At 39.7% G+C, this 453-nt stretch carries 1 pseudogene; it reads left to right on the forward strand.

Features of this window, described 5'->3' with window-relative positions:
• Positions 1-95: 95 nt before the first annotated feature.
• Positions 96-453 (forward strand): annotated as a pseudogene (locus JHD69_RS21200) (hypothetical protein); the annotation flags it as partial.

The following is a 453-nucleotide window of genomic DNA, read 5'->3' on the forward strand; positions in this document are numbered from 1 at the left end:
TGGCCACCCTTAAAACAGAGCACAGGTTGAGCAATCGGCTTTTTGCATTTTTTCTCATTTTAACGGCAATTGATATCGGTGGCAACCTGGGCTTTTTGTTTGGGGCTTCTCTGGGCACAAGAGTTTTTATAAGCTCTATTGTTTTCTTGCAGCTTCCAACTTTTTATCTGTATGTTTTAGCTGTATGCTACACTGATTTTAAGCTAAAAACCAGGCATTTAATTCATGCTGTTCCGTTTTTAATCGCGAATCTGATTTTGTTGCCCCGTTTTTATGGGGTTGATGAGGCTGCTCAAATCCAGTTTCTCGAAAAGGGTAGCAACATGCTGGAAATACAGCTCAATCATGTTGTGATCCATGTTCAAATGCTAGCATACCTCCTTGCTGCTTTGTTGATATTGAGGAGAGCAAAAAAAATATACTTCGAAAATTATGCAGGCGCAAGTATCGAAT

Origin of the sequence: Pedobacter sp. ASV12 (assembly GCF_016429155.1) — a bacterium.
In the GTDB taxonomy this organism is placed as follows: Bacteria; Bacteroidota; Bacteroidia; order Sphingobacteriales; family Sphingobacteriaceae; genus Pedobacter.